This window comes from Paucidesulfovibrio gracilis DSM 16080, from assembly GCF_900167125.1.
Classification (GTDB): Bacteria; Desulfobacterota; Desulfovibrionia; order Desulfovibrionales; family Desulfovibrionaceae; genus Paucidesulfovibrio; species Paucidesulfovibrio gracilis.
The window spans coordinates 1-19,488 of sequence record NZ_FUYC01000012.1; the positions used below are offsets into that span (position 1 = coordinate 1).

The 19,488-nt window shown below is 61.8% G+C and carries 19 protein-coding genes; all 19 read right to left on the reverse strand.

Going from position 1 to position 19,488, the window contains the following annotated elements; genetic code table 11:
• Positions 1 to 680: MlaE family ABC transporter permease (locus B5D49_RS10945; protein WP_078717806.1), on the reverse strand; the 680-nt coding region annotated here is incomplete at its 3' end.
• 222 nt (positions 681 to 902) lie between these two features.
• Positions 903 to 1,532 (reverse strand): HD domain-containing protein, encoded by a 630-nt coding sequence (locus B5D49_RS10950; RefSeq protein ID WP_078717745.1) that lies wholly within the window; start codon positions 1,530 to 1,532, stop codon positions 903 to 905.
• 43 nt (positions 1,533 to 1,575) lie between these two features.
• Complete coding sequence (gene argJ / locus B5D49_RS10955) at positions 1,576 to 2,760, reverse strand: bifunctional glutamate N-acetyltransferase/amino-acid acetyltransferase ArgJ (RefSeq protein WP_078717746.1); 1,185 nt, start codon at positions 2,758 to 2,760, stop codon at positions 1,576 to 1,578.
• Positions 2,761 to 3,016: 256 nt separating this feature from the next.
• On the reverse strand, positions 3,017 to 3,682 hold the full coding sequence (locus tag B5D49_RS10960) for an outer membrane protein (protein ID WP_078717747.1): 666 nt from the start codon (positions 3,680 to 3,682) through the stop codon (positions 3,017 to 3,019).
• A 269-nt stretch (positions 3,683 to 3,951) separates the two neighbouring features.
• Positions 3,952 to 6,510, reverse strand: a complete 2,559-nt coding sequence (gene secA, locus B5D49_RS10965) for a preprotein translocase subunit SecA (RefSeq protein WP_078717748.1) — start codon at positions 6,508 to 6,510, stop codon at positions 3,952 to 3,954.
• Between the two features lie 20 nt (positions 6,511 to 6,530).
• Positions 6,531 to 7,787 carry a (Fe-S)-binding protein gene (locus B5D49_RS10970; RefSeq protein WP_159447210.1) on the reverse strand — a complete coding sequence of 419 codons (1,257 nt, stop codon included), beginning with the start codon at positions 7,785 to 7,787 and terminating at the stop codon, positions 6,531 to 6,533.
• Entirely contained in the window at positions 7,784 to 9,196 is a 1,413-nt protein-coding gene (locus B5D49_RS10975) for an FAD-binding oxidoreductase (RefSeq protein ID WP_078717750.1), read from the reverse strand. The genes B5D49_RS10970 and B5D49_RS10975 overlap by 4 nt, the downstream gene beginning before the upstream one ends.
• 248 nt (positions 9,197 to 9,444) lie before the next feature.
• Complete coding sequence (gene smpB, locus B5D49_RS10980; RefSeq protein ID WP_078717751.1) at positions 9,445 to 9,930, reverse strand: SsrA-binding protein SmpB; 486 nt, start codon at positions 9,928 to 9,930, stop codon at positions 9,445 to 9,447.
• 12 nt (positions 9,931 to 9,942) lie between these two features.
• Positions 9,943 to 11,727 carry a phosphoenolpyruvate--protein phosphotransferase gene (gene ptsP, locus B5D49_RS10985; protein WP_078717752.1) on the reverse strand — a complete coding sequence of 595 codons (1,785 nt, stop codon included), beginning with the start codon at positions 11,725 to 11,727 and terminating at the stop codon, positions 9,943 to 9,945.
• Entirely contained in the window at positions 11,727 to 12,044 is a 318-nt protein-coding gene (locus B5D49_RS10990; RefSeq protein WP_078717807.1) for an HPr family phosphocarrier protein, read from the reverse strand. Before B5D49_RS10990 ends, ptsP begins: the two co-directional genes overlap by 1 nt.
• A gap of 102 nt (positions 12,045 to 12,146) precedes the next feature.
• A complete protein-coding gene (locus B5D49_RS10995) occupies positions 12,147 to 12,917 on the reverse strand; it encodes a PTS system mannose/fructose/sorbose family transporter subunit IID (RefSeq protein WP_078717753.1) in 771 nt (256 codons plus the stop codon).
• Between the two features lie 154 nt (positions 12,918 to 13,071).
• Positions 13,072 to 13,617 (reverse strand): biotin transporter BioY, encoded by a 546-nt coding sequence (locus B5D49_RS11000; protein WP_078717754.1) that lies wholly within the window; start codon positions 13,615 to 13,617, stop codon positions 13,072 to 13,074.
• On the reverse strand, positions 13,614 to 14,666 hold the full coding sequence (bioB, locus tag B5D49_RS11005) for a biotin synthase BioB (RefSeq protein ID WP_078717755.1): 1,053 nt from the start codon (positions 14,664 to 14,666) through the stop codon (positions 13,614 to 13,616). Before bioB ends, B5D49_RS11000 begins: the two co-directional genes overlap by 4 nt.
• A gap of 26 nt (positions 14,667 to 14,692) precedes the next feature.
• On the reverse strand, positions 14,693 to 15,529 hold the full coding sequence (gene rsmI, locus B5D49_RS11010; protein ID WP_078717756.1) for a 16S rRNA (cytidine(1402)-2'-O)-methyltransferase: 837 nt from the start codon (positions 15,527 to 15,529) through the stop codon (positions 14,693 to 14,695).
• A 189-nt stretch (positions 15,530 to 15,718) separates the two neighbouring features.
• Positions 15,719 to 16,195, reverse strand: coding sequence for an acyl-CoA thioesterase (locus B5D49_RS11015; RefSeq protein WP_234990706.1), 477 nt, complete (start codon positions 16,193 to 16,195; stop codon positions 15,719 to 15,721).
• Entirely contained in the window at positions 16,192 to 16,440 is a 249-nt protein-coding gene (locus B5D49_RS11020; protein WP_078717757.1) for a hypothetical protein, read from the reverse strand. Before B5D49_RS11020 ends, B5D49_RS11015 begins: the two co-directional genes overlap by 4 nt.
• 115 nt (positions 16,441 to 16,555) lie before the next feature.
• Complete coding sequence (locus B5D49_RS11025) at positions 16,556 to 16,834, reverse strand: hypothetical protein (protein WP_078717758.1); 279 nt, start codon at positions 16,832 to 16,834, stop codon at positions 16,556 to 16,558.
• Between the two features lies 1 nt (position 16,835).
• The gene (locus B5D49_RS11030) at positions 16,836 to 17,999 is read right to left on the reverse strand and encodes a THUMP domain-containing class I SAM-dependent RNA methyltransferase (protein ID WP_078717759.1); all 1,164 of its coding nucleotides are present in this window, start codon (positions 17,997 to 17,999) and stop codon (positions 16,836 to 16,838) included.
• 99 nt (positions 18,000 to 18,098) lie between these two features.
• Positions 18,099 to 19,433, reverse strand: a complete 1,335-nt coding sequence (locus tag B5D49_RS11035; protein WP_078717760.1) for a hypothetical protein — start codon at positions 19,431 to 19,433, stop codon at positions 18,099 to 18,101.
• Positions 19,434 to 19,488: the final 55 nt, after the last annotated feature.

A 19,488-nucleotide genomic window follows, 5' to 3' on the forward strand; every position in this document is an offset into this window, starting at 1 on the left:
CTCACGGTGCAAACAACGATTCCGAACACCAACGCCTTGATGAACCCGCCGGAAATGTCGCTCCACTCCAGCGACTGCTGCACGCGGTAGAAATAGACACCCTCATTGGCACCCAAGAGCAGTACGCCCGTGAGCCAGCCACCAAACAGGGCGATGAGATTGAAAAAACAGGTCAGGATGGGAAAACTGATGATGGACGCCGCCATCTTGGGGCTGACCAGGTAGCTCATGGAATTGATGCCCATGATCTCCAGGGCGTCGATCTGCTCGGAAATGCGCATGACCCCGATTTCCGCGGTCATGGCGGATCCGGCCCGGCCCGTGACCATGATGGCCGTAAGCACGGGGGCCAGCTCGCGAACCATGGAGAGGGCCACGCCTGTTCCCAAAAATCCGTCCGCCCCGAACAGGGACAGCGCGAAGTAGAGCTGCATGCCCATGACCATGCCCGTGAACAGGCCGATCAAGGCAATAACGGTAATGGATTTAACGCCGATGAAGTAGACTTGGCGAACGATCTTGGGGAATTGCCCCAGGGAGGAAAAAATCAGGCGCATGGCATGCAGACAAAACAGGAACATGGCTCCCATCTCGTCCACAATCTTCAGGAAATGCCGTCCCAACAGCGTCAACGGCGTGAGCGCGTTGACCGCACCCTCGCCTGCGGCTCGTCCTTCCATGTTGCCTCCCTCCATGCCAACAGAAAAGCCGGACCGGCGCGTGTCCACGGCGATCCCGGCGTTGGGGAGTCCGCGCAAGGCGACTCCTCAAGCAATGGAATTTCTACATGACCAAACGGCAAACAGCAAGATTTATTCCCTGTTCAGCTGAAATATCGGGGATATCACCATGGATCGGGAGTTTCCCCCATGCCGGGGGTCGCCTGCAAAACCAGCAGCGGATCAATCCGTTCGGCGTCTGCCGTTCTTTTTGGCCCACCATTGGCGATCCGGCCCTAAGAACCACCATTCCTTGTGGTCTGTTTCCACTATGGTTTTAGCCAGTTCCCGTCCCTGCTCGGTGCGCAGCCGTTCCAGGGCCGGAGGAATCCAATCCCCGGCGTAGCGGTTGCCGAGATCCAGTTGCTCCTTCAGATTGGCGATAAAGTCTATCTGATCCGCATCCTGAGCCAGACGCGATTCCAGCGTATCGGCAGCCTCCAGCTCCTCCCATAGCGGCAACACATCCTCTTCCAGGCCGGTGCCGCTCAGGGCATGGGCCAAAGCCTCGCCCGCGTCCGTTCCGTTGTAGAGCTTATTCACGTAGTTAAAGTCCCCGGTGCGGGCCTCATGCAGGTCATGAAACAGGCACATCACGGCCACATGCCCGGCATCCGCCCCGGCACGCATGGCCAGCATCCAGCCGATCATGGCCGTGCGGAAGCTGTGCTCGGCCACGTTTTCCTGCCCGGTGCCAAGGAACTGATACCCGCTACGGGGCGTGCGACGCAGCATTCCGGCTTCAAAAACCAAATCGGCCAAACGGGTCAACCGATCCCGACCATTCAAATTCTTCAACGGTTCATCCGACATGCGACCACGCCACCTTGTTGCCTGGTTTACGGCCCTGTTCGGCCTAACTGCGATAATCCGCATTGATGGAAACATATTCACGGGTCAGGTCCGAAGCCAACACCTCGAACGATCCGGTTCCCGCACCAAGATCAATGGCAATGGGAATGTCCGAGGCCTTCATGACCGGTTCGAGCAGCGCGTCCAGATCCCCGGATTCGGGTCGGCCCTGCGCAAAGACAAGCACGTCGCCGAACCGCAGGGTCAATTTTTCCGGCGGGAACACGGCGCCGCTCCGCCCGGCCGCACAGACCACGCGACCCCAGTTGGCATCCTGACCGAACAACGCGGTTTTGACCAGGGGCGACGTACCCACGGCGCGGGCCACCAGCTCGGCATCCGCATCGCTTGCCGCACCGGTCACGCAAATGCGCGCCACCTTGGTGCCGCCCTCGGCGTCTCGCACCAGTTCATACGCCAGGGCATGCAGCACGTCGCGCACGGCCTGGGCCAGAATCTCCCGGTCCGCGGCCGAATCCGCGTTCACGCCGGACGCGCCGTTGGCCAGGGCCAGGGACGTGTCATTGGTGCTGGTGTCGCCGTCCACGATCACCCGGTTGAAGGACCGATCCGCCTCGCGGGAAAGCACCCCGCTCCACCAGGCCGCATCCACCTGGGCATCGCAAACCAGAAACGACAGCATGGTGGCCATGTTTGGACCAATCATGCCCGCCCCCTTGGCCATGCCCAGCAGCCGAACCCGGCCCCCGGAAAGCTCCACGACCCTGGAAGCCACCTTGTGCCGGGTATCCGTGGTCATCATGGCCTGGGCCACGTCCTCGGGACCAGCCTGCCCCAATGACTCCTGCAACGCAGGCAAAGCCGCGCGCCACAACTCCAGTTTAAGCCGTGGGCCGATCACGCCTGTGGACGCGGGCAAGACATCCCGCGCCGGCACACCGGCCAAATCGCCCACCATGCCGCGCACGGTCTCGCAGTCGCGGACGCCCTGCTCTCCGGTACACGCATTGGCCTGGCCGGAATTGACCACAATGGCCCGGACCGTTGCGGACGAAGCCAGAGCATTCCGACACACGCGCACCGGAGCGGCCTGAAACAAATTGGTCGTGAACACACCGGCGCACACCGCAGGCGGCCCGCTCACGATCAACCCCAGATCCAGGCGGTCCTTTTTCTTAAATCCGGCAGCGGCCACAGCATATGTATATCCTTTGGGCAACTCGTGCATGATCGACTCCTTGCAAAGAATGCGGACAAGCGGACTTGGTCTTACCCGTTTCCGAACCGGTTTTCAAAACCCATTTCCAGTGAAGCGAACTTTTGGGGGGGAGCGGTCCAGATAACGATTCCGGGCAACAGGCTTTTCCGTTGCTTTTCCGGACCGCTTCCCGGGTTCCTGACAGCGAATCGCGGTAGTTCGCCCAAAAAGAGAGGCGGAGGATCACTCCCCCGCCCCATGGCAATCATTGTTTCAGGCAATGCCGCTAAAAATTATAGCGCACGCCCAGCAGGAATTCGTTGGAGGTGCCGTCGCCGCGAATGTGGGAGCCGTTCAGCACCTTGACCTTGCCCTGACCGAAGTCCACATAGCGGTAACCCGCTTCCATGGTCCAGTTCTTGTTGAAGTCGTAGGCGCAGCCCAGGCCGAGGTTCCAGGCGAAGTTGTACTCGGTGTCCTCTTCGCCCTCGTTAAAGGCCGCACCGCCGATGGTGCCGTTGCCGGACCATTCCGTTTCCACCCGGGCCAAGCCGAGTCCGAAGCCCACAAACGGGGTAAAGTCCGTGTCCGTGTCGATGTCGTAGTACATATTGGCAAACAAGGTCTGCACGTTGCTTTCAACATCCACGTCCACGTTGTCGCCACCGCCGGTTTCGCTCCAGCCGTACTCGAAATCGCTACGGTACATGTACTCCAGTTCCGCGCGCAACGGCACGCCAAGGTCGTCTTCCAGGCTCCGGCCCAGCACCAGCCCGGCTCCAAACACGACGTCGTCCTCATCGTGGTAGAGTTCCGTATCGCTGACATGGATATCACTGTAATCCATGAGCATCCCCCCACCGCGCACACCAACGTAATTCGGACCGGAGGCTACGGCCATGGAGGACATGGCCAAAATCAGCATCATCGTTAGAACAAGAATCTTCTTCATTATGGGTACTCCTGGAATTTTTTTCCTGGGTACCCCTTCAATACTTTTGCGGTCAATTCATAAACAATGTTAATAGGAAGACGAGCCAGTTTTCATCCTTTTTTCTTAGGAATCCCCACCGCTGGCCACGAATAATCCCAATTTCCGAATCCGAGGGGGGACACGACAGGGACCATGGGTTCCCTACTCCCCAGCATGCTGTGGGCGTTATCCAGGGACGCAGGTCCGCAAAACGCCACGGCTATCCGGCGGGAGTCCGCCTGGAATCCCTATTTCCCGCAGCACTTCTTGTATTTCTTCCCGGAACCGCAGGGGCAGGGATCATTACGGCCCACCTTGGCTTCCTTGACCACGGGCTGCTTGCCCTTTTTCTCGGGCGCCTGATCCCCGGCTCCGACGTAGTTGAGCTTTTCCCGGTCCTCGTGCTGGAATTCCTCTTCGCTCACTTCGTCGCGGATGCGCACATGGGTCAGGGAGCGGATGGCATTCTCGCGCAATACAAACAGCATTTCCTGGAACAGGGCGAATCCCTCGCGCTTGTATTCCTGCTTGGGATCCTTCTGCCCGTAGCCGCGCAGACCGATGCCGTCGCGCAGGTGGTCCATGTTCAGAAGGTGTTCCTTCCAATTGCGGTCCAGCGCCTCCAGCACGAAATAGCGCATGATTTCCTGGTAGGCCTGCTTTGCCATACCCTCCAGGGTTTCAAAGACCTGCTTGACCCATCGATCCGCTGTTTCGCGGTCGGGCAACTCGTTCTGGAAGGATTCGAAGCGGTCGAAGTTGAACACTTCTTCCATGCGCTTGCGGGCTTCGGTCTCGGCTTCGTCATCGCCGCGCTTCTTGCCTTCCTCCAGTCCGGCGTAGATGTCGTCCAGGAGTTCGGCGCAGAAGTCGGCCACGATCTCGTCCATGGTCTCGGCGGTCATGATCTCCCGGCGCTGGGAATAGATGACCTCGCGCTGCTGGTTCATGACGTTGTCAAAGTCCAGCAACTGCTTGCGGATTTCAAAGTTGTGGTTTTCCACGCGGCGCTGGGAATTTTCAATGGCCTTGGAAACCATTTTATTTTCGATTGGCTCGCCTTCGGGCATGCCGATGCGTTCCATGATGCCGGAAATGCGGTCGGACCCGAACAGACGCATGAGATCGTCGTCCATGGCCAGGTAGAAGCGGGAGGAGCCGGGGTCGCCCTGTCGGCCGGAACGGCCGCGCAACTGGTTATCGATGCGGCGGGACTCGTGGCGCTCCGTGCCGATGATATGCAGGCCGCCCAATTCCTTGACGCCTTCACCCAACTTGATGTCCGTACCACGCCCGGCCATGTTGGTGGCGATGGTCACATGCCCGGCAAAACCGGCCTCGGCCACGATCTCGGCTTCTTTATCGTGTTGTTTGGCGTTGAGCACGTCATGCGGGACGCGGCGTTTTTTCAACAGCTTTGAGAGCAGTTCGGATTTTTCAATGGAGACCGTACCCACAAGGCAAGGCTGTCCCTTCTGATGCTTTTCCGCAATCTCTTCCACAATGGCGTCGTACTTTTCTTCCTGCGTACGGAAGATCAGGTCCGGGTGGTCCTTGCGGACCATGTCCCGATGCGTGGGGATGACCACCACGTTCAGTTCGTAGATTTCGTTGAATTCCACGGACTCGGTGTCCGCGGTGCCGGTCATGCCCGACAGCTTGTCATACATACGGAAATAGTTCTGGAAGGTAATGGAGGCGAGGGTCTGGTTCTCGCTTTCCACCTTGACATGCTCCTTGGCTTCCAACGCCTGGTGCAATCCATCGGAAAACCGGCGGCCCGGCATGAGGCGGCCCGTGAACTCATCAACGATGACCACCTGCCCTTCATTGACCACATAATCCACGTCGCGCTTGAAAATGTGATGGGCCTTGAGCGCCTGGAGCACATGGTGCTGGGCCGTGATATTCTGGGGATCAAAAAGGTTGTCGATGCCGAGCAGCTCTTCCACCTTTTCCACGCCCGGGTCCGTGAGGGTCACGGTGCGGCCCTTTTCGTCGATCTCGAAATCGCCGCGAGGCTCGGGCTTTTGCCCGTCCTTTTCCATGGCGATTTCCTCGTCGGTCTTGTTCCAGCGCTTGAGCCGGGGAATGATCTGGTCGATCTGGCCATAGAGCCGGGTGGACTGCTGCACCGCGCCGGAAATGATCAACGGGGTCCGGGCTTCGTCAATGAGGATGGAGTCCACCTCGTCAACGATGGCGAAGTTGAGTTCGCGCTGCACGAGCTGCTCTTTGTAGAACTTCATGTTGTCGCGCAGGTAGTCGAACCCGAATTCGTTGTTGGTGCCGTAGGTAATGTCCGCGCCGTAGGCCTGCTGGCGTTCCTCGTCCGTGAGGCCGTGCACGATGACGCCCACGCTCAGGCCCAGGAAATTGTACAACTGCCCCATCCACTCCGCATCGCGGCTGGCCAGATAGTCGTTCACCGTGACCACGTGCACGCCCTTGCCGGACAGGGCGTTGAGCACCACGGGCAGCGTGGCCACCAGGGTCTTGCCCTCACCGGTACGCATCTCCGCGATGTTGCCTTCGTGCAGGGCCATGCCGCCAATGAGCTGCACGTCAAAGTGCCGCATTTCCAGGGAGCGGACACCCGCCTCCCGCACCAGGGCAAAGCATTCGGGTAAAAGATCGTCCAGGCTGCGACCGTTTTGCACTTCCTCGCGCCAGGAAGCCACCTGCGCGCGCATGGCGTCGTCGGAAAGCGCCTGCATCCGCTCTTCCAGGTCGTTGATGCGCTTGACCATGGGGCGGCATTTTTTAAGGTAGCGGTCGTTTTTGGAGCCGAAAATTTTCTTGAACATGCGTTTCTCCAATTTGTCCCTTAGGGAAGTGGCTGGGAAATACTATCGAGCCAATGGCCCGTAATGGTCGTTTTGGGGGCCGAGGCCGCCAGTTGCAGCGCGCAGGCCGTACACCCCGTAAGCACCTGGGGCAAACCGTCCAGATCCAGAACGCGTTGCCGGGCGACCTTGTCAGCCGACTCGGGATCGGCCAGCCGCAGGGGTCCGCCGAACCCGCAACAGCGGTCCGGCAACGCCCGGAACCGCCCGCCCAGCACGGCGCGCAACAACGCCGCGTCATGATCCGTTCCCCGCGTATGACAGGGACGGTGGTATCCCACACTTTGGGGTGCGTCATCCGATACCATAAAGCGAACCGATTTCAAAAGCCGGGACAGGGGCGCCACCCGCCTGCGCCACAGCGCAACTTCGGCCGGACCATGAAACAACTCCGGCTCATCCGCATAGGCACGCAGGCCATGCAGACAGGACGCGCAATAGGTGAGCACCAAGCCGCGCCCACCGGCCCGCCAGATTTCCAGGTTGCGTTCCCTGGCGGCGCGCTGCTCGGCAAACAACCCCGCCGTGCCGAGCGTGGAGCCGCAACAGGCAAAGTCCGCATGGATCCGTTGCAGGCCCATGGCCGCCAGAAGCGCCCGGGCCGTGTCGTCCCACTCGGGCCGCAGGTGCCGGCCGGCGCACCCGGAAAACAGCAGCACCCCGCTGGTCAACGCATCCGCGGCAACCGCGGTAGGCCCGCCTTCCGGCACGGCCATGTCCAGCCCGGACCGGACCATGACGTCCTGCGGTTCCGGAACGTCCCGCAAGGACAAATAGGCACGCATGGGCGATCGGTCCAGACCACAAAGGGATTTTACCATCAATCCGAGCCGCCCCGGTTCGGGCTTTTGGGCCAGGAGGCGCAGGGGCGAACGGTCCAGACTTCCGGCAGTGCGCCGGGCCAGGGGCCAGAGCGTTTCCGCACGCTGAATCCATTGTTTCCAGAGCCATTCCCGCCAGCCCGGATGCTCGGCGCGTAGCCGGGCCACGGTCTCGGCCGGACGCAGTCCCTGGGCGCAGACTTCAGCACACCGCTCGCAGCCCAGACAAAGCGAGGCCAGCCGCGCCGCAGCCACGCCGTTCAACGCATCGGGTCGCTGCCGGAGCATGCTTGCCAACAGTGCTTTGGAGCGCGGAGCCAGCTCCTCGCGGCCCGTGGCTGCCACCAACGGGCAAACCGAAAGACATTTGCCGCAAAGGATGCACTCTGGTCCGCGTTCCTCCTTGTGCCGGCTCATTCCCATTCCTTGCCCGGATTCATGATCCCGTGCGGATCAAAAACATCCTTCATGCGGCGCATCACGTCCTGTTCCGCTGGCCCGAGCTGACGGGACATCCATGCCCGTTTGGACAGGCCGATACCGTGCTCGCCCGTGAGGGTGCCGCCCAGGGAAAGCACCAGATCGAACAACGCGGACTTGGCCTGTTGCGCGGCTTCAGCCTGCCCCTTGGAACGGTCGTATAAGATATTGGCGTGCAGATTGCCGTCCCCGAGATGGCCAAAGCAGGCGGTACGCAGGCCCAGGCGTTCCCCAATGGCATGCAGCCCCTGCACGGCTTCGAGCACGCGCCCCCGGGGGACGGCCACGTCTTCCCCGCTCTTGTCCGGCGCCAGATGAAACAGGCTCGGGCTGATGGAGCGGCGCACCTCCCACAGACCTTCCTCGTCCACACCGGACGCCCGCTCCAGAAAAAGCGGTCCCTGCCCCGCAGAACCGCGCAGGGCCGTTTCCAGGGTGCGGCCTTCCGTTTCCACGGCCACGCCCGACCCGTCCAGGCGAAACAGCAACGCAGCACCGGCCCTGTTCAACCAGTCGTGATCCCCTGGCTTCTCGGCATATTCCACGGCCAAAGCCTCCAGGGTCACGCGGTCCATAAACTCCAACGCGGACGGCAAGAGTCCGGCGCGAAACACCTGGGCCGCAGCCTGGAGCGCCTCGGAAAAATCACGAAATCCCGCCAACACGGAAACCGAAGCCTCGGGCTTGGGCAGGAGTTTGAGGGTCAGTTCGGAAAACAGGGCCAGGGTTCCGGCAGAACCGGCCAGCAACCGGGTCAGGTCCAATCCGGCCACATCCTTATGACAACGCGAACCCAGGGCAAGCACCTCGCCCCCGGGCAACACCGCCCGCATGCCCAGGACATGGTCCCGGGTCACGCCGTATTTCAGGGCGCGCATGCCTCCGGCGCAGGTGGCCACGTTGCCGCCCAGGGTGGAAATATTCACGGAAGCGGGATCCGGCGGATAAAACAGCCCCCGGGCCTCCAGCCCGCGCTGAAACGCCCCGGTAACCACGCCCGGCTGGACCACGGCCACAAAATCCTGCTCATCCACGTCCAGAACGCGGTCCATGCGCAGGAACGAAACCACTACCCCGCCCCGAACCGGAACGGTCTGGCCCACCTTGTTGGTGGCCCGGGCGCGGGCATAGACGGGAATCCGCTCCAAATGCGCCCAGCGCAGCAAGTCCTGAATCTGCTCCTCCTGCTCCGGACGCACCACGGCTCCGGGCAAGGCCTGCTCCTGTCCGGCATCCCCGCTGAACCCCACCAGTTCTTCCGGAGCGAACAACGCGCCGTCTCCGGGAAACAATCCGCGTAAAAACCGCCTTCCGGACGCGGTGAGGCTGGGAAAAAGAGTCTGCATGGCGGCTGTCCTCGGCGTTGGCCTGCCTGGTGTCGGCCCGCTCCTGTGTTGTGCTTGGGCAACGGGCGCGATGCTTGGGGCAAATCCGGCGAATCATCCGGTCGAAACGAAAACAACGGTCCGCAAGCCTGCGGCAACAGCCCAGACCGGACCCCGCGACCCCGCCTGTGCGATCGCCCCGGCACAGTATTTCCGGGCGGTGGATTGGTCCGGTGCGCACCGGGGAAGAATCCCCGTCCGCCTCCGGCCTACTTGTACGCGGCCAATTGCCGGGCCGTGTCCCTGGCCATGTCCCGATCCTTGATGTCCTGACGGCGGTCGTGCACGTTTTTGCCCCGGCCCAGGGCGATTTCCAGTTTGACGCGGCCCTGCTTGAAATACAGGGCCACAGGCACCACAGTGAGACCCTTTTGATCCACCCGGGCCTGAAGACGCTGGATTTCGTATTTGTGCAGCAGCAATTTGCGCGGCCGCTCGGGATCATGCTGATCAAACGCGCCGGTATGGTCCCAGGGCGCGATATGCACCCCCACGAGCCAGGCCTCACCGTCCTTGAGTCGCACGTAGCCGTCCTTGAAGGACACACGTCCCTCGCGCAGGGACTTCACTTCCGTGCCCACCAGGGAAAGCCCGGCTTCCAGGGTTTCCATAAACTCATACAGGCGCCGGGCCTGCTTGTTCACGCCGATGGTCTTGCGGCCGCCGGGTGCGGATGTCTTTTTTTTCTTGCCCATGGGATTTGCACGCTAGCCGGGAAGCTCTTCACTGTCCAGCAGGGAGGCGAAGAACGTCAACTCTTCGGGATATTTCTTAAAAATGGAATCTTTTACCATGCGGTTAATTTTGCCGACAGTCTGCTGGCTGATCACATCGCGCAGCAGGTTGCGGCATTCGTCCATGCGCGTCTGGCGGATGATCCGCTTGATGCCCGGAATGGCCTGGGGGGAAAGGGAAATGCAGTCGATCTGCATACCCATGAGGATGGGGACGCAGAAAGGATCCGAGGCCACCTCCCCGCAGAGGCTCACCTCAATGCCCACCTGGTGCGCCGCGTCCACCACCTGCTTGATGGACCGCAGCACCGCCGGATGCAGCGGTTGGTAAAGGTAGGACACGTTGGGATTGGTGCGGTCGATACCCAGGCTGTACTGGATCAGATCGTTGGTGCCGATGGAGAAGAAGTCCACTTCCCGGGCCAGCAGTTCCGCAATCATCACGGCGCTTGGCACCTCGATCATGATGCCCACGGGCATATCCGGGTTGTAGGGTACGCCCTCCCTGGCGAGGTCCAGCTGGGCTTCCTTGAGGCGCGCCTTGGCCCGGCGCAGTTCGCGCAGGCCGGAAATCATGGGGAACATCATGGCCACGTTGCCGTACACGCTGGCCCGCAGGATGGCCCGCAACTGGGTCTTGAACAGCTCGGGATGCCGCAGGCAGAAGCGGATGGCGCGCAGGCCCATGGCCGGGTTGGCCTCGTCCAGCTGGCCGAATTCGGAAATAATCTTGTCCGACCCCAGGTCCAGCGAGCGGAACACCACCTTGCGCGGCGACATGATGCTCGCAAGATCAATATATTTTTCGGTGAGTTCTTCTTCCGTGGGCAGGGTCGTGCGGTTGAGGTAGGAATATTCGGTGCGATACAGGCCGATGCCCTCGCCCCCGTGGTCGATGACCGAGGTGACCTCTTCGATGAGTTCGATATTGGCCAGCACCTTGACACGGAACCCGTCGCTGGTTTCAGCGGGCAGCAGGCAGCGGCGGATGATCTTTTTCTGGTAGGTCTCGAACCGGGTGGCCAGGTCATTATATTCGAACAGCTCTTCCTCGTCCGGGTTGACCACAACCCGGCCCTTAAGCCCGTCAATGACCACCATGTCCCCGTCGGCCACGAAATTTTCCAGCTCCTGCACGCCCACCAGTGCGGGAATGCCCAGGGTCCGTGCCATGATCCCGGTGTGCGAGGTCTTGCCGCCCCGGGTGGTGGCAAAGGCCAGAATGCGGGAAACGTCCAACTCCACGGTATCGGCCGGCGTGAGGTCATGGGCCATGATGATGGCCCGCCCCCCAATGGCGGAAATTTCCTGGTCCGTCCCGAGCATGTGACCCTGGACCCGATCCGCCACCTGGCGCACGTCCTGAAAGCGCTCCTTGAGATAGGCGTCGTCAAAGCCGAGAAACGCCTGGGCCAGCTCGGATACAGCCTTTTCCAGCGCCCATTCCGCGTTCACGTGCAGGATTTCGATGTGCTCCTTGGCGCGGCCCATGAGTTTGGGGTCGCGGAGCATCATCAGATGGGAGTCGAGAATAAGGCGGTGCTGTTCCAGCTCGCCGGGAACTTTGTCCCGAACGCTCTCCATTTCCTGTCCGGTCATGAGGAACGCGTTTTCCAGCCGGCTTTTTTCCGCCTCAAGCAGATGGCCGGGCACGGTGTGTCGGGGCAGCAGGGACCGATGGCTGCGGTTCACGAAAACCGCCTTGCCGATAGCTATGCCCGAAGAGACCGGAATCCCGGTAATGATCTTGTCGGCCACTATTTCCCTTCGCCGAAGCGCTCCTTGAACAACGTTTCAATACGGTCCAGGGCGGCCTCGGCATCATCACCAACGGCATGCAGATGCAGACGGGTTCCCTGGGCCGCGGCCAGGGTCAACACGTCCAGAATGCTCTTGGCATCCACTCGCTGTCCGTCCACCTCAAAATATATTTCGCTTACGAACTTCTGGGCCTCCTGCGCAAGGACACCGGCGGGCCGGGCGTGCAGCCCCAACTGATTGGCCACCACCACCGGCCGGGTAACGACCCCGTCGGCAGGTCCGCCTTCGTTCGAGACACTTGCGGTCTGTTCCATGATCCCTTCCCCTTTGCTCGTGCCCAACGCACGACTCCTACCAGATATCGACCCCTTCGTCAGCCACGCTCCCCTGCCAAATCACAGGCGATGCGACCGGGTCTAAAACAATTGCCGCACGCTGTTCACGATCCATGGCAATCCCCACATGGCCGCCAGGAACGCTACCAGGACGATTTCCCTCGGTATATTTCGGTAATGCAGTCCCCGGGCAAACAGTGCCATGCTCAGGGCAACGCCGGTCCAGGCCGTCCAAAGCATGGGCCGAGGCCAGGCCAGAATCCAGATGCCGAGCAACAACCCGCCGTTCAGGAGCTTGATGCGCTGCCCCCAGTTGATCAGATCCCATCGGCGCAGTCGCTCCAAAAAAGCCAATCCCAGTCGATGCCCGGCCCAAAACGTATAAATTCGAAAACATTGCAGGCCCAGAAAAAAGCCGATCCCCAACAGCAAGGGCAAAAGGAAATGACCGGCAAGCAGGAGGCAGATAGATGACAAAGCCCAGAAAATCAAGAGACTGCCCGCAAAGACAGAATCCCCGATTCCGGAAAGCGTATACGCGGCCGTGTCCTTGAGCCGCTCGATCATCCGGGCAGGCATGTGTCCGGAGGCCACATGGCGTTCTGCAGAAAGGAAAATGGCCACAAGGCAGGGCAGCCAGAAAAGATGCGTGTTGAAATGGCCCACGTAGCGTTGGCGCGCCTCGCGCAGGGCATCCGGGTCGCGATGGATCACGGCCAGCCCGGGGTCCATGGCGTACGCAAGCCCCACACTGTAGTATCCCCGGGCGTTGAAGCACGCTCCCGCGAAATAACAGCGCAAGTAGCACTTGATCAGTTCCCGGCCCTGGCCGGAACGATTCCGATCCGCCAAACAGCCTCCCTGTGAAGGTGGTCAGCCGAAGGTTACGATTCCCTCGGCACGCAGGCCGCCCCCGGCGTCCACACGGCAACCGGCACCGGCCATGCGTGCGGCTTTCCGGCTCCCCGGCCGCAAAACCATCACCGCCCGGCTGTGAACCAGCCTGCTAGCGCAGGATGCTATACCGAACAAGAATCCGATAGCAAGCCGTTGCAAACACGATCTTGAGCAGATCCCAGAGAATAAAGGGATAAAACCCCACGGCCATGGCTTTGTGCAGGGACATTTCCAACGAATACATCAGCCAGCCCACACCGCCCAGGTAGGCCGCGCCAAGCCCCAACACCCCGAACAAAAAGCCGCGAACAAATGAGACCATCCGGCTCCGGCCGCCCGTGGCCAGACCAACGATGCCGATCATGACCACAAAGCCGTACAGATATCCGGCCGTCGGTCCCATGAGCACGCCCACGCCCGAAGCCCCGCCCGCAAACACCGGCAGACCCGCCGCACCCACGGCCAGATACAGCAGAAAACACGCCATGCCGCGTCTCGGCCCGAGCACCAGACCGGCCAGGGTAATGAACAACACCTGCATGGATACCGGCACCGGGCCGATGGGTACGATCAGATAGGCGCCCGCCGCAATCATGGCCGCCAACAATGCGGTCCAGACCAATTTGTGCAAATCCCCCAAAGCCATCCGGCTCATAATTCCTCCATGGTTCGCATTGCGCCGTTGACATGCGGCCCGGCAACGTCCGGAACCCGTCCGGCCCGACGAGCCAACGCCGCGTCCGTTTCCGCATCACGCCCCTGCAACGTCAGATAATCCCCTATCATCACCCCGCTCGCTCCGCATTTGAACGCCAAGCCGCGATCCTGCGGACCCAGCACGTCGTGCCGCCCTCCGCAGAGCCGTACATGCCGGTCCGGAAGGGCGAAACGGAACAAGGCCACGATCTTCACGGCCTCGCCTTTCGTCAGCACGGGCCGGTCCTCCAGAGGCGTTCCCGCCACGGGATGCAAAAAATTGATCGGCACCGAACAGACGCCCAGCTCCCGCAACTCCAAAGCCAGCTCCAGGCGATCCTCCCAGGATTCGCCCAGACCAAAAATCCCGCCCGAACAGACCTCCAGTCCCAGTTCCACGGCCTCGCGCACGGCCCGGACATCCTCGGCATACGCATGCGTGCTGCAAATGCGCGGGAAAAAGCTGCGGCCGGTTTCCAGATTGTGATGGTACGCTCCGCCCCCGGCATCCCGAAAGGCCATGAGTCGCGCTCGGTCCAGTATCCCGGGCGAACAGTCCGCACGCAGGCCCAACGCCGAAACCACGTGCACCGCGTCCAGCAGTCGCGCAAAATCTTCATCTGAAAGTCGTTTGCCGCTGGTCACCAGGGAAAACCGCGTGGCACCGGCCTGCCGGAGCCTTTCCGCCGCCTCACGGATGGCCTGCAACGGGAGAAAACCATGCTGCGGCGCATCACCATGATGGTGCGCGGATTGGGCGCAAAACGCGCAGTCTTCGGAGCATGCCCCGGACCGCGCATTGACGATGCCGCAAAACCCCACTGACGATCCAAACCAATAGGCGCGCACCTGTTCCGCGGCACGGGCCAGTTCCCCGACCCGCTCCCCGGGCCAGGCCGCCACTGCGCGCAACCAATCCGCATCCAGCGGCTCACCCGAGCACGCCCGGGCCACCAGCTCTTCAAGATCCAGCGGCACATCCCCACCATGCCGCACCGATTCACACATGCCGCCTCTCCTTGAAAATGCGCTGTTCACGAGGCGGTCTGCATGGCATAGACCTGCTTGGGTGTCCAGCCAGTGACACGCCCGGCAACACGCCGCGCCACGTCCTTGGGTTTGCCACCCAGCGCCTGTTCCTCATCCAATATCCGCAAAACCTCGGACTCGGCCGTGCGGCCCTGCGCGTCGGGCGGGGCCACCACCACCGTGAACTCCCCCCGAAGCTCCACCTCCAGCAAAGACAGATCACCCAATCGCCCGAACACGAATTCCTCAAAATCCTTGGTCAGCTCCCGGGCAATACAAAATTCCCGGTCACCCAAGGCCGCGTGCGCCGCCTGCAAGCTCTCCAGCAAACGCGATTTGCGTTCAAAAAAGACCAGCGTGGCGCCCGTGTCCCGGTGCGCGGAAAAAAATGTTTCGGCCTGGCCCGACTTGCGCGGCGGAAACCCCAAAAACGTGAACGGATACGGCGGCAATCCACACGCGGACAACGCGGCCAGCGGCGCGCTCGGTCCGGGTACGGGATGCACGGGTACCCCGGCCTCGCGGCAGGCCCGCACCAAACGATACCCCGGATCCGACAACAACGGAGTGCCCGCGTCCGAAACCAGCGCCACACTCTCCCCGGCCTGCAATCGCTCCACCACCGCAGGCGTGCGACGCTCCTCGTTGTGCTCGTGAAAGCTCGTAAACCCCAAACCGTCACGCCGGGCAATGCCCAAACGAACAAACAGCGCCCCGGTTCGCCGGGTGTCCTCGGCCAAAACCAGATCCGCGTCCGTCAACACACCGGCCGCACGCGGCGACAGATCACCCGTGTTTCCCAACGGGGTGGCCACAATATATAAGGCGGGTACCAGAGACATACGCTCCTCTTTCGGCGGAATTGATGGAGGAAAAAGCACCAGGGGAAAACCTTTCTGAAGAAAGGTTCTTCCCCCGGACCCCCTTTCCAAAGACTTTTATCGGCCCCCGGCCGTGCGCAGCACGAGACCGGGAAACAGGAGTCCAGGGGCTGCGGGCCTCCTGGTTGCCAAAGGCATGCTTTTCCTTTTTTAGCGGCTTTCCGCCGCGAGAATATCTTCCCGCATTTTGCGTCGGTTTTCGGCTTCGGTCCACCGTCGGCGGGCCGTATCGGAGTCCAGATCCAGGGGCGGCACGGACCGGGGTTTGCCGTTTTCATCCAGGGCCACGTAGGTGACGTAAGCGGAATTGGTGTGCCGCACTTCCCCGGTAATGGGATTTTCAGCTTCCACACGCACGCCCACTTCCATGCTGGTGTGTCCAACATAGTTGAGGCTGGCCTTGATGGTCAGCAATTCGCCCACATAGGCGGGCAGGAGAAAATCCATGCGTTCAAACGAGGCGGTGACCACGTTGGCGCGGGCGTGGCGCATGGCCACGACGCCCCCGGCGGTATCCACATGCTTGAGGATCACGCCGCCGTGAAGATTCCCGGACGGGTTGGCGTCCTCGGGCAGGGCGATGTGGCTCATGATCACGGCGGATTGGGATGCGGCTTTTGCTTTCACTCTTTTTCTCCACGGCTGCGGCCGTATTCCACGCGGGCTTTGTAGACCATCATGCCGATGCGTTTTCCCAGGTCGCGTTCCCGGGTTTTGATCAGGGCTTCGGCGGCGTCGCGGTTTCCCTGGGCCTTGAGCAATGTCGCGGATTCCAGGTCACGCAGATAGGCTTCGCATTCCCGAATGACGCCCGACAGATCGATGGTTTCGAGTTCTTTAGGCACACGAACGGACTTGACCTTACGGCTCATGATTCCCCCCGGGGTTGTGGACGCGCCATTCCGTACGGCGGGGCGCATTACATTTTGATGTCGCTTCGTATGGGGGATGTCAAGTGAAGCGCGGCAGGGCCGGGGTGGGGACGTGTTATTTTCGACGCAGACGGGCGCGCACGGTGCGGGCCATGTCCCCGGCCTTGGAGCGGGCAAGTTCTCCGGCACGACCGGCCCAGCGGCTCAGATGCCTGGTACGGCCGGCCGCATGTTCGGCCATGGCCTTGGCCGCGATTTTCGCGGCCTGTTTTTGATCCTTTCCCTGGGCCAGTTCCCGGGCAAAGACCTGCTGACCATGACGCAGGGTTTCCTGCCCCATGGTCTTGAGTTTTTCCACGGCAACATAACGGGCGATGGCGGACCAAAAGGCCATGTCAGCTCCCTTTGCGGCTCCCGGAATACAGTTCGTACAGCAGGAGACGGCATTCGATCTTGGCATTGAAAAACGGGATGCGGCGGCGGGTCTTCAGCCCCACGCGCTTGCTCAATACGGGATTGCCCGTGAACACGCCGCCCGTGTATCCGGGGCAATGCTGCTTGAAAAAATCCCCAATGGCGGCGTAGGTCTCGGCCAGGGCTTCTTCCTCGCCCAGGCGCATGCCGTATTCCGGGTTGAGCAAGATGGTGCCGGGGAGTTCGGACGAAACAGAGGGGACCGTGGTTTCCTGAAAATCGCAGACCGCGAATTCCATATATTTTTCCATTCCGGCCCGCTGTGCGTTGGCCCGGGCCGCTTCCACAGCTGCGGGATCATGATCCGTCACCACGATGCGGCCCTTGGGGGCGTGGCGCCGGGCTGCTTCGGCCTGCTCACGCAATCGGTTGAACAAGCAGGCATCGTACCCGAGCAATCCCATGAAGGCGAAGCGCTCCCGCAACAATCCAGGGGCGACGTTGCAGGCCAGAAGTGCGGCTTCGCAGGCCAGGGAACCGCTGCCGCACATGGGATTCACGAAATGCCCGTCCCGATATCCGGAAGCCACGACAATGGCGGCGGCCAGGGTTTCCTGGAGCGGCGCCTTGTGCGGTTGTAGGCGGTAGCCCCGTTTGGAGAGCGGTTCGCCCGAGGTATCGAGATACACGGTGGCCCGGTCGCCCTGCCAGTGGAGAAACACGGCGGCCCCGCGTTGTTCGGGTCCGGCATCGGGCCGACGGCCCGTGCGTTTGCGGATGCGATCCACCACCGCGTCCTTGACCTTGAGGGCGGCGTGGCCGGAATGCTCACGTCCTCTGGCGCTTACGCTGGCATGCACCGTCACGTACCCATCCGAAGGAATCCACTCCTCCCAGGGAATTTTCACGGCCCTGGCATGAAGCATGGCCGCGTTGGGCGCGTTGAAATATTTCAGTTCCAGGAGCACGCGATGCCCGATTCGCAAGTGGAGATTCAGGCGCATGGCCTCGCGCAGGCTACCCCGGGTCTGTACACCCAGGGGAAGTTCCCGTTCCACGGGCAGGCCCAGTTCCTGAATTTCCTTGGCCAGCCAGGGAGACAGCCCCTTGGGGCAGGTGATCAACAGAGGATAGGTTTCGGACATGCAGCGGTAGTACGATGCGGGGCGCGGCTTGGCAAGCCGGAAAACCGTTCGCTGGCGCGCCTGTCGGGGCTTGCAGCGTCGAAAAATCCCAACACGCGGCTATTGCGTGGATTGATTTGATTCTGTTTCGTCCGGCAAGGGCGATTGTGCCGGGGACTCCACGGTCTTTCCCGATTCGTCGCCCTGATGCTCGGCGTTTTGGTCGGCGTTTTGGTCGGATGTTGCGTCGCGGGCGGCTCGCCATGCATGCCCTGCGGCAAGACAAAGCACCATGGCCACGGAGCCACTATACAGCAATGGAGAAACCAACCCCATGCCCATGGCCAGGGTCATGAGCGCGGCCACGGCGCGGCCCGAAGCCAGCGCGGTCAGCCCCACCCCGGTGAGCAACAAAAGCAGTCCCGGCAGCGCCCCCCAAACCAGGGTCATCCGCATCCAAAAGGAAGGGATGGCCTGCGGCGGCAGGGTAAAGCGCATGTCCGGCATGCCCAGGAGCACGGCCGTGGACTCAGGCAGCTGCAAATCCAGTGGTCCCGGGCCAAAACCGGTGAGCAGGGCCGATGGATCCGAAGAAAACGCCTCCACCCCGGCGAGCCAGGTCATGTACATTTGCACGCGTTCGCCGAGCGCGTTTACTGATCCGCTCTGCAACGGCAAGACCACGACCATGACGCAGGCCAGGGCCACGCCGAGCCGCGCCCCCAGATTTCGACGGCCGAGCAACAGGTACGCGGCACCGGCCACGACCAGGGCCGAGGCCACATGGCAGGCCAGCAGGCCGGCAACAATCAGCAGTTCCCGCGCATCCGGGTTGGTTCGAACCCGGCTTTGCGCATCCAGCGGGACCAGCAACGCCACGGCAAGCAAAAAAGCCCGCACCGCGCGGCCTTCCGGGTCCAGCAAGACGCCACTGGAAAGGGACAATCCCGGAGCCATGCCGCTGCGCACTGTTTCTGCCAGGACAAGAGCGCCGAGCACCGCCCCCAGGGTATGGAACCAGCGTCGGCCGGGCGCTCCAAAGGTGTGCAGCCACAACCCGGCCAAAAACAGATACGCCAGCGGCGCCAGTTGGGGCAGCAGCGTGAGCCAAAACCGCTCCCTGGAGAAAAACGGTCCCTGAACCCGGGGCATCATCAAAAACAACGCGCCCAGGGCCAAGGCCGCTCCAGCCAGCAGCGCCAGCAAAGTCCGCACGGAGCGCCCACGCTCAGGCACTGTTTTTCCGGTGGCCAAAGCCACGACCAATCCGCCGCCGGAGAGCGCCAACCACGGCCAGCCCTGAAACGCGGTCAACTCCATGGACGGAATCCAGCCCAGGGTCGAACCCATGTCCAACAACGGCAGCACCACATAGGCCAGCAGCAGCGGCGCGGCCACCAACCCGCCGGTCAGCATATCGGGAAGAAATGGTTCGGAACGGGATCGCTCATGCATGGCCCTATCGTACCTTACTTGCGCGTGGTGGGGAATATTTTCGGGAGCAACAACC